Annotated in this window: 8 protein-coding genes; 4 read left to right on the top strand and 4 right to left on the bottom strand. The window is 62.4% G+C overall.

Annotated elements, in window-relative coordinates:
- Positions 1 to 536, bottom strand: a 536-nt coding sequence (locus M0D68_RS32625; protein WP_266226453.1) for a hypothetical protein, incomplete at its 3' end; no start/stop codon positions are given.
- Positions 537 to 1,096: 560 nt separating this feature from the next.
- Between M0D68_RS32625 and M0D68_RS32620 the strand changes: the two genes are divergently transcribed.
- Positions 1,097 to 1,858 carry a 3-oxoacyl-ACP reductase gene (locus M0D68_RS32620; RefSeq protein ID WP_266226452.1) on the top strand — a complete coding sequence of 254 codons (762 nt, stop codon included), beginning with the start codon at positions 1,097 to 1,099 and terminating at the stop codon, positions 1,856 to 1,858.
- A 26-nt stretch (positions 1,859 to 1,884) separates the two neighbouring features.
- Here the strand turns inward: M0D68_RS32620 and M0D68_RS32615 are convergent, their stop codons facing one another.
- A complete protein-coding gene (locus M0D68_RS32615) occupies positions 1,885 to 2,871 on the bottom strand; it encodes a zinc-dependent alcohol dehydrogenase family protein (RefSeq protein WP_266226451.1) in 987 nt (328 codons plus the stop codon).
- A 421-nt stretch (positions 2,872 to 3,292) separates the two neighbouring features.
- Here M0D68_RS32615 and M0D68_RS32610 point away from each other — a divergent pair, with 421 nt between their 5' ends.
- Both M0D68_RS32610 and M0D68_RS32605 read left to right on the top strand, forming a co-directional pair.
- Positions 3,293 to 4,681, top strand: coding sequence for an FAD-binding oxidoreductase (locus M0D68_RS32610; protein ID WP_093634837.1), 1,389 nt, complete (start codon positions 3,293 to 3,295; stop codon positions 4,679 to 4,681).
- A 215-nt stretch (positions 4,682 to 4,896) separates the two neighbouring features.
- Positions 4,897 to 5,487 (top strand): YSC84-related protein, encoded by a 591-nt coding sequence (locus M0D68_RS32605; protein ID WP_093634838.1) that lies wholly within the window; start codon positions 4,897 to 4,899, stop codon positions 5,485 to 5,487.
- Between the two features lie 192 nt (positions 5,488 to 5,679).
- Here the strand turns inward: M0D68_RS32605 and M0D68_RS32600 are convergent, their stop codons facing one another.
- Both M0D68_RS32600 and M0D68_RS32595 read right to left on the bottom strand, forming a co-directional pair.
- On the bottom strand, positions 5,680 to 7,239 hold the full coding sequence (locus M0D68_RS32600; protein ID WP_266226450.1) for a methyl-accepting chemotaxis protein: 1,560 nt from the start codon (positions 7,237 to 7,239) through the stop codon (positions 5,680 to 5,682).
- 198 nt (positions 7,240 to 7,437) lie between these two features.
- Positions 7,438 to 7,977, bottom strand: a complete 540-nt coding sequence (locus M0D68_RS32595; protein ID WP_266226456.1) for a YbaK/EbsC family protein — start codon at positions 7,975 to 7,977, stop codon at positions 7,438 to 7,440.
- A 208-nt stretch (positions 7,978 to 8,185) separates the two neighbouring features.
- Here M0D68_RS32595 and M0D68_RS32590 point away from each other — a divergent pair, with 208 nt between their 5' ends.
- Entirely contained in the window at positions 8,186 to 9,511 is a 1,326-nt protein-coding gene (locus M0D68_RS32590; RefSeq protein WP_266226449.1) for a YihY/virulence factor BrkB family protein, read from the top strand.
- Positions 9,512 to 9,863: the final 352 nt, after the last annotated feature.

The raw sequence follows: 9,863 nt of genomic DNA, 5'->3' as shown, positions 1-9,863 counted from the left end.
GTCCCACCACCGCCCGTCCCACCACCGCCCGTCCCACCACCGCCTGTTCCACCACCGCCCGTCCCACCACCGCCTGTTCCACCACCGCCCGTCCCACCACCGCCTGTTCCACCACTACCCGTCCCACCCTTCCCCCCACTACCGCTCCCCGCACTTCCGGCACCGAGTCCCACCGCGCCGGACGTCGAGCCGCCTCCGCTACCGTTAGCGCCCGCTCCAGTCGATGAAGTCCCGCTGCCATCGCTGCTCTGCGAGCCCGACGCCGATGCAGACCCCAGCCCCGCAGCCGCAGCCACCCCACTTCCACCAAACGCTCGCAATCCACCATCGTCCTTCTTGCAGCCGAGCGTATCGAATAACGGACAATCAATCGGCAATGCTTGCGCAACCATCAGCTTCGCCGAACTTGCGGACGGCGCAGCAGGTGCAGTCGGGTTCGTTTGAGCACCCGCCATCGCCGCATAAAGACTCACAGCAACCGCCAATACCGCTTTGCTTGTCCCCAACGTCCGCGTGTCCCCGTTTTGCTTTTTCATTTCATTCTCCTAACCATATAAATCGAAAGACAGATTCAGATAACGAGTGAATCTCTGTTCGCTGTTAAAAATGAAACTTCAAAGCCCGGTCGACATTGCCAGGCACCGCACGAAAAGCGCGCGACGCCCGGCATCTCATCCGCAGATAATCCCGGTCCGATTTGACGTGATCCGGAAGAAGCGACTAGCTGTGCGCGAACAAAGGCTTGAAAAGAACACAGCAGGGGCCCGATGGACATTGAAGTTATGCGGAGCGCCATCCGATGACCGTGCGCTACCCCACGCAATGCGAAATTGCTGGCCTGTTTCCGATTAATTGCGCTGCACGACTGTTAAATATCGTTAATTACCGTTTTTAACAGCATCGGAAATTATCTTCTCTAGATATGTAGTCCAAACTATTATTTTTACTTCAGACCCAGATCGCTTCATCAGATGATTCGAACAGCCGCAAACAACCTATTTACCCGGGAGCGGGGGGTTTCGGCGGAGAAGTGAGCCTGAAAACCGAATCAGGCGACAATACGCAGATCGCAACCTCATCGACAACAGGAAGAGAAATGCTTTTATCCGAACAATGGGTACTGGTAACGGGCGGCGCTCGCGGACTCGGCGCCGCGATCACGCGCGCACTGGTACGCGAAGGCGCGGGCGTCGTGGTGAATTACCGCAAGAGCGAAACGCTGGCTCACGCACTGAAAGACGAATTCGGCGATCGTGTCCTGCCGATCCAGGCGGACGTGACCGATGCGGCCGCCGTCGCGCGCCTGTTCGAAACGGCGCAGGCGCAAACCGGGCAGCCCATCGTGTCGGTGGTCAACAACGCGTTGGCCGACTTTCAGTTCGACGGCGACGCCCGCCCGAAAATCGACTCAATCGACTGGGCGCGTTTCCAGCAGCAATTGGACGGCTCACTCAAGGGCGCGCTCAATACGACGCAAGCGGCGGCCGCGGGCATGCGCTCGCGCGGATTCGGCCGCATCGTCAACGTCGGCACCAATCTGTTTCAGAACCCGGTGGTCCCCTATCACGACTACACGGCAGCCAAAGCAGCCCTGTTGTCGCTCACGCGCACCGCCGCTCACGATCTCGGCCCGGATGGCATTACGGTAAACATGGTGTCGGGTGGTCTGCTGCGCACCACGGACGCGAGCGCCGCCACGCCGGAATTCGTCTTCGACCTGATCGCCAGTTCGACACCGGTGCGGCGTGTCACGACGCCTGAGGAGTTCGCCGACGCCGTGCTGTTCTTCCTGTCGCCGTGGGCGCGTGCAGTCACGGGGCAAAATCTGATCGTGGACGGCGGCCTCGTGAAGGGATAATCCTAAGGCGCGCAGCAACGTTCCGCTCAGTTCACCTCGACCACAACTTTGCCTCGCGCGCTACCGTCGGCCAGTGCTTCATAAGCAAGCTGCGCGCTGCCCAGATCAAAGCGCCGCGCGTCGAGGCGGGGCGCGAGCCTGTTTTCTTCCGCGAGCCGCGCCGCCACTCGCAGCATCTCGCCGTGATGCGCGCGGCCTTTGCCAGAAAGCAACGCATGCAGCGTGAACACGCCTGAGTAGGTCGCTTCACGAAACGACAGCGGCGCTAGCGCATGCGTGCCCCAGCCGAGCGCGCTCACCACATGGCCGAAATGCCGCACGGCCGCAAACGATGCGTCAAGCGTCGTCCCGCCGACCGTATCGACGACCAGGTCGAAACCCACGCCATCCGTCGCAGACTGCACATATTGCTCGACCGACTGTGCACGGTAATCGATCGGCCTGGCGCCGAGCGCCTCCACCACGCTGCGATCACGCTCGCTCACGGTCGCAAAGACCTTCGCATCGAGCGCGAGCGCCAACTGCACGCAGACGTATCCGACACCACCCGCCCCACCATGCACGAGCACCGTTTGGCCTGCCTGCAGATGCGCACGATCGACAATGCCCGAGTACGCCGTGATAAAAGCAAGCGGTAGCGCAGCGGCTTCGCGCATGGAGAGATTGGACGGTTTCAAGGCCAGCAGATCCGCATCGACCGATGCGTATTGCGCCAGCGATCCTTGCAGGCCACCCACGCCACCCGTCATTCCGTACACCTGATCACACGCCTTGAACCGATCGACACCTGCGCCCACTGCCACGACGACGCCGGCCATGTCGATCCCCAACACCGCCGGCAACGGATGTTTCGCGTGCCCGGCGGCGCCGGCGCGGATTTTTGTGTCGAGTGGATTCAGACCGCTCGCGGCGATTCGCACCAGCACCTCGCCGCGCGCAGGCTCGGGGCGCGGTAGTTCGGTCGGTTCGAGCGGGCCATTGTGCTGCCTGAGAACAAGAGCTTGCATGGACATCACGCCTCCCGGGCGATTGATCGTGAACGAGTCGATACGGCATATTCCTCCGCGCGAAACCGCATGTAAATCGACACGTCACCACGGTACGCAAACGAAAACGCCACCCTTCGCCCACAAAAGTGTCGCCGCGCAGCCACCAGCACGGCGCACACCCAACACTTCCTCTCACGGTCTTTTCCGGAAGTATTTCCACCATACACGGCGGCGACGACAGTCATGACTCGTGCCTCAGCGCACGGACACCTGTCGCACGTGCTTTCGCGCGACATCGATCGTGGACGCGGGTTTACCTTCGTTTGACTTACCGAAGCAGGGCCGTTTACTGGACGCAGCCTGAACCTGTCCAGACGCTTTCAATTTGCTTTGTTCAGCTGAATGGTGTTCCGAGAGCGTCTCCCATTATGTCTGGAGGTGTGTCATGGTAAGCGTGTCCAGCAGCGCCGCTGAAGAACTCAAAGCCGCGATCCGAGGCGAACTGTTGCGGCCCGGCGACGCGGGTTTCGACGAGGCCCGCAGCATCTGGAATGCAATGATCGATCGACATCCGGCGTTGATTCTGCGCTGCGCCGGCGTGGCCGACGTGCGCCGCGGTGTAGCATTCGCGCGCGACAACAATCTGCCGCTGGCGGTGCATAGCGGCGGCCATAACATCGCCGGCACCGCGCTATGCGACGACGGCCTCGTGATCGATCTGTCGCCGATGAAATCCGTGGTCATCGATCCGGTCGCGAAGCGCGCGTATGTCGAGCCTGGTGCCACGCTCGCCGATTTCGACCACGAAGCGCAAGCGTTCGGACTCGCCACGCCACTTGGCATCAACTCGACCACCGGCGTGGCAGGTCTGACGCTAGGCGGCGGGTTCGGCTGGCTGAGCCGCAGATACGGCATGACCGTCGACAATCTGATTTCAGCAGACGTGGTCACCGCCGACGGGGAATTGCTGCACGCAAGCGCGGACTCGCACGACGATCTGTTCTGGGCGATTCGCGGTGGTGGCGGCAATTTCGGCGTCGTAACGCGCTTCGAGTTCGCGCTGCATCCGGTCGGACCACTCGTGTACGGCGGCCTCGTCGTGCTGCCGATCGATCAGGCGAAAAGTGCCCTGCTCCAGTACCGCACGGCTGCAGAGCAGATGCCGGAAGAACTGAGCGTATGGGCCGTTCTACGGCTTGCGCCACCGCTGCCGTTCCTTCCACCCGAAGTGCACGGCAAACCGGTCATCGTATTCGCGATGTGCTACACAGGCCCGATCGAAAACGGGCCGTCCGTGGTAGAGGCAGTACGCGGCTTCGGCACGCCGATCGGCGAACATCTCGGGCCAATGCCATATGCCATGTGGCAACAGGCGTTCGATCCACTACTCACGCCGGGCGCTCGTAACTACTGGAAGTCCCACAACCTCGACAAAATATCGGACGGTCTCATCGACGCGCTGCTCGATGCGATCGGCAAGCTGCCATCGCCGCAATGCGAAATCTTCTTCGGGCAGATCGGTGCGCAGACGAGCCGGGTGCCGGTCGAAGCCACGGCCTATTCGAGCCGCGACACGCAATATGCAATGAACGTGCACGGCCGTTGGGACGACGCGAGCGATGACGAGCGCTGCATCGCCTGGGCCCGCGCATTCTTCGACGCAGCCGCACCGTTCGCGCTAGGCAGCGTGTACGTCAATTTCATGACGCAGGAGGAGGGCGGACGGATAGCCGACGCGTATGGACCGAATTACGCGCGTCTCGTCGACGTGAAGAACCGCTATGACCCGCACAACCTGTTCCGCCACAATCAGAATATCCGTCCGGCGGCCTAGGAACCGTGGGGAAGCAAGGGGGACACGGCGTTGAACGCCGTGAATCCCCCGTGAACGTCAGCGCATGACAGCTGTCTATAGACAGGCCGCGGCGTCAGGCACGCTAAATGCTGCCTAGCAGACATACGGGCTGCCGACGTACGCATGTGCCAAAGTCACGGCACTCACTGTCACACAAGAAAACGCAATCTTCACTATGCACAAGGAGAACAATCATGCGCAGACGACAATTCATCATGACCTCGAGCGCCGCTTTGGCTACGGCGGGTCTTGGCCTCGCCGGCTGCACGACCACGTCGCCATCCTCGAGCGCGTCTGAGTCGGCGAACGCCGGCAAGCGCGACACGATCAACGCTGGCGTCGACTCCACCTTGTCGCGTCTCTACGCGAACGTCACCGGCTCGCGCGAACTGGTCGCCAAGGCGCGCGGCGTGCTCGTGTTCCCGTCGGTGATTTCCGCGGGCTTCTGGGTTGGCGGGCAATACGGCGAAGGGTCGTTGCGCGTGGGTGGCCGCACTACCGGCTACTACAGCACCGTCGCGGGCTCGTTCGGTTTGCAGATCGGCGCGCAGTCCAAAGCGCTGGTGTTCCTGTTCATGACGCAGGAAGCGCTGGACAAATTCCTCAGCAGCCAGGGTTGGGCAGCAGGGGCAGATGCAACGGTCGCCGTCCTGAAGGTCGGTGCAAACGGCGCTGTCGATACCTCGACCGCCACCAGCCCGGTCGAAGCGTTTGTGCTGACGAACGGCGGCTTGATGGCCGGTGTGTCGCTCGAAGGCACGAAGGTCTCACGTCTGATCATCTGAGCGTGCGCGCGTGACGCCTCCATCAGGCGGCGTCACGCGCACCACGAACACGGCGCGGCTCGCCTCACCATAGTCATATTGACCACACTGCGGTAAAACTCACCCGTTTTACAATTCCGCCTGGCCACTGTGTCACCTTGGCCAAGACATTCATTCAGTCTCCACCTGGCGCCGCGTGTGCCTCCACGCTGTTCACGCCCCTTCCGGCAGCGTAAACACGGCAATCGCCGCCGCCAGTTGCCCGGTCTGCACTTTCAACACATCGGCCGACGCACTCGCTTCTTCCACCAATGCCGCGTTCTGCTGGGTCGTTTGATCCATGCTCGCCACGGCAATGTTGACCTGCTCGATGCCCGAGCTTTGCTCGACCGACGCCGCGCTGATCTCACCCATGATGTCAGTCACGCGCCGCACCGCATGCACCACTTCCTGCATTGTTTCACCGGCCCGGCCCACGTACTGCGAGCCGCCTTCGATCTGCGCGGCCGATTCTTCGATCAGCGTCTTGATCTCTTTGGCCGCCGCCGCGCTGCGCTGCGCGAGACTGCGCACTTCGCCCGCCACCACCGCAAAGCCGCGCCCTTCCTCACCGGCGCGCGCCGCTTCGACGGCCGCGTTCAAGGCAAGAATGTTGGTCTGAAATGCAATCCCCTCGATCACACCGATGATGTCGCCGATCCGGTGCGACGACTGCGAGATGCCACGCATCGTCTCGACCACCTGGCCGACCACTTCACCGCCGCGCGCCGCCGTCTCCGAGGCGTTGTGCGCCAGTTGACTGGCCTGCTTGGCGTTGTCTGCGTTCTGTTTCACGGTCGCGGTGATCTGCTCCATGCTGGAAGCGGTTTCGCCGAGCGCGGTCGCCTGCTGTTCCGTACGGCGCGACAGGTCCGCGTTGCCGGCGGCGATCTCGTTGGACACCGTCGAAATCAGCGTTGCGCCGCTGCGAATCTGCGTGATCGCCTGCGCGAGCCGATGCTGCATGCGCTGCATCGCGGCGAGCAGGCTGACGTTGTCGCCGGCTTTTGTCTCGACGACCACATCGAGGTCGCCATCGGCGATACGGGAAGCGATCTGCGCCGCGTAAGCCGGTTCGCCGCCGAGCTGCCGCAAGATGCTGCGCAGGATCACGCCGATCACGACACCCACCACCAGACACAGAATCAGCGCGGCGCCGACGTACTGCACGAGCGTGGTGTAAAACGCGGCGTCGATATCGTCAGTGAACACACCGGTGACGATCGTCCAGTCCCATGGCTTGTAAAGCCGCACGTAGTTGATCTTCGGCGCCATCTTATTGGAGCCCGGCTTCAGGAACTGCAGGTGGATGAAGCCTTCGCCTTCGCGCTGGGCGAGATCCGAGCCGTCCTTGAACACGTGGCGGCCTTGCGGGTCCGTGAAGCCGCTCATGTCCTTGCCTTCGAGATCGGCCCGCACGCCGTGCATCAGCACTCTTGCGTGCGGGTCCTCGATGACGAGGTAGCCGCCGGCGCCGTCGTAGCGCATTGCGCGCAGGTCGGCCATGGCCGTGCGTTGCGCGTCGGCGAGCGGCATCGTGCCGGCCGCGACGAGGCCGTTATAGCGATCCAGCACGCTGTAGGCCACGCTCACCACGCTTTTCAGCTCGGCCTGCCGATTGGCGATCATCGTGTCGCGCGTTTTGAACGCGCCCCACAGGCCGATAGCCAGAATTCCCATGCACATCACTGCCAGTGCAAGCCAAAGCCGCACTTTCAGGCGAAAGCGTTCCATCTCCGTATTCCTTTGTACTTATAGTCGGGCGCCGCGCGGGCGGGCACCGTAACTGTTCATGTCAATCTTCGGAATAACGGCGGAGTGTGGGAAAACTTCAGCGTTTGTTTGATCCGTTCGTTTGATGCCTTCGTGCGTTGAACTATGGGGCTGAGCTTGACCGGTCCGGCTTGCCGAGGCGGCGGGCGCCCCACCGTTTCATTCGGCCGGCAACGCAAGCGAGGCAACTTCACAGCGCGGCCACTGCTTCAGCACCTCCGGCGCCAACAGCAACTTGGCCGCCCGCACCCCTGCCCCCATCACAATCTGAGCGCGCTCCATGACCGCGGCGTCGACGAGAATACGCCAGTCTTCCGGCAAGCCGAAGGCCGTAATTCCGCCGAATTCCATCCCGCTATGCTCGACGGCGGCCTCCCGTTTTGCGAACGAAAGGCGCTGCGCACCCAGCGCCGCCTTCACCGCGCCATTGATGTCCAGACGCAGCGAACCCAGCGAGACCAGTGCCGCGTAATGCTCGGCGCCCTCCTTCTTGTAGCGGACCACGATCGTGTTGGCGCAGTCCGCGAGGCCAAAGCCGTAGCGCGCGCTGAATTCGACGGTGTCCGAAGCGTCGTTGCTGACGGCAAATACGGTCACGCCCTGGGCCGGCAGATTCTCGACCACATGCGCGGGCAAATGCGCGCTCAGTTGTTCCGCGGGGATGATATCCAGCTGCTTGATGAGTTCGTGCGAGTGCATAGCGATAAAAGTGTGAAGGTCCAGCGGCATTCTAACGGCACACATGCTGGCGGCGTATCGCGCGCATCGGCATGAAGCGCTTGTTATAGTGACAGGCACAAGGTTTGCGAAAGGCGTCGATGCGAAGTCTGCACATGCTGCATTGAGGCCACCTCAGCGGCACGCACGCGGCGCTTCTCGCGCCAGTATCCCCTTGAGAAACACGACCATGGACATCGACACGCTCTCCGCCGAGAACCTCCAGCTTGTAGCGCGCAGGCAGGCCAACTGGGCAATCGGCGCATTCAAACAGTTTGCCGACGACCGCTGCGCGGCCATGGCCGCCAGCATCGCCTTCTATGCGGCCTTCTCGCTCGCGCCCACGCTGGTCATGGTGATCGCCGTGGCGGGCTGGTTCTTCGGCGCCGCAGCCGCGCGCGGCGAATTGTTCAACCATATTCACGGCCTGCTCGGCGACCAGGCCGCCGCCGGCGTGCAAACCATCGTCGAGAACGCTCATCACAGCGGCAGCGCTGGCGGCATCGCGGCGATCATTTCGTTCTCGATGCTGGCGATCGGCGCCTCGGCGACTTTCTCGTCGCTCAATAGCGCACTCAATATGGTGTGGCCGTACACCGGGCCGCGCTCGTCGAGCGTGATCGCGATGGTGCGGGTGCGCCTGATTTCGTTCGGCCTCGTGCTCGGTGTCGCCTTCCTGCTGATCGTCTCGCTGGTGCTCGATACGGTCATCACATTTATCGGCAAATGGCTGTGGGGCAACTCGCCCTATGTGGTGATCGGCAACCTGCTGCAACTCGGCGTCGGCCTGCTGGTGCTGGCTTTCGCCTTCGCCGGACTGCTGAAGTTTCTGCCGGACGCCAAGGTGCAGTGGCGAGATGCGTTCGTCGGTGGGATCGTCGCGGCTGTGCTGTTCTCGGCGGGCAAGAAACTGTTCGCGCTGTATATCGCGCATGCCGGGATGGCGAGCTCGTTCGGCGCCGCCGGCTCGCTGGCCGTGCTGCTGATGTGGCTGTACTTCTCGGCTGCCGTACTGCTGCTCGGCGCGGAGTTTTCGGCGGCGCGCGGGCGCATGCACGATCCGCGCGGCGGCTGGGGCATGCAGGAAAACTCGCCGCCCGGCAGCCGCGCCATGCTTGCTTCGGTGCTGGCGGCATCGACGGTATCGGCCGATGCTGTGCCTCGCGTGGATAACCGCGAAACCCCTGCCGGCGGGCATGCTCGAGCAACAGGAGCGGCTGCGGCCGTGGCGCGTGCCGTTGCAACGCCAGCGTCAGCTTCACCGCAAGTGGGGCCGCGAAAGAAGACTTCAGCGCGGGCAACCGCGGTCAAAATCGGCCGCACTGTCGTCCTTGCCGAAGCGCAAGCGACACGCGTCGCCGCGGTCACGCTGGTTGAAGCAGGCCGCACGGCCGTCGCCGCCGATCGGTATGTCAGACGGCATCCGTGGACTTCCGTGTTGTTTGCGGCAGCGGCCGGACTGGCCGCCGCGGCTGTGGCGCGCCGCAACGCCGGCGATAACGGCCCGGGCGCGTGAATAAGCGTGAAGACTGAAGCGGGCCACGGCGACACACCACCGCGTCAAAGCTGAACCAGGGGTTGCAACCGCAGCGGTTGCGCCTGCTCATAGCGCATAAATTCTGTCCAGCGCGTCCGTCAAGGGAAACCCGGCTCCATTTTTATATGCATGCTGCAAAGCAGCGAAAACAGTTAGACGACTAGATTACAAAGCCCATTCAAACAAGTGTCTAAATTACGGGTAGCGACACCTTCACTGTCAACGAAACAACAATAATGCGCGGTCGGCCAACCAGTATTGCGGAAATAGCAACAATCGTTAACGGGCTTTAAATACAAGGCTTTGCGTCGTTTGTCGGTTTTTGGAGACA

The organism is Paraburkholderia sp. SEWSISQ10-3 4 (assembly GCF_030464785.1).
Classification (GTDB): Bacteria; Pseudomonadota; Gammaproteobacteria; order Burkholderiales; family Burkholderiaceae; genus Paraburkholderia; species Paraburkholderia aspalathi.
The sequence above is the reverse complement of the archived record's forward strand: the minus strand, read 5'-3'. Positions and strand labels throughout refer to the sequence as shown.

Bases quoted from the DNA above. Each gene is read 5' to 3' on its own strand.
- M0D68_RS32620 (WP_266226452.1), top strand. From the start codon at position 1,097: ATGCTTTTATCCGAACAATGGGTACTGGTAACGGGCGGCGCTCGCGGA.
- M0D68_RS32615 (WP_266226451.1), bottom strand. From the start codon at position 2,871: ATGTCCATGCAAGCTCTTGTTCTCAGGCAGCACAATGGCCCGCTCGAA.
- M0D68_RS32610 (WP_093634837.1), top strand. From the start codon at position 3,293: ATGGTAAGCGTGTCCAGCAGCGCCGCTGAAGAACTCAAAGCCGCGATC.
- M0D68_RS32605 (WP_093634838.1), top strand. From the start codon at position 4,897: ATGCGCAGACGACAATTCATCATGACCTCGAGCGCCGCTTTGGCTACG.
- M0D68_RS32600 (WP_266226450.1), bottom strand. From the start codon at position 7,239: ATGGAACGCTTTCGCCTGAAAGTGCGGCTTTGGCTTGCACTGGCAGTG.
- M0D68_RS32595 (WP_266226456.1), bottom strand. From the start codon at position 7,977: ATGCACTCGCACGAACTCATCAAGCAGCTGGATATCATCCCCGCGGAA.
- M0D68_RS32590 (WP_266226449.1), top strand. From the start codon at position 8,186: ATGGACATCGACACGCTCTCCGCCGAGAACCTCCAGCTTGTAGCGCGC.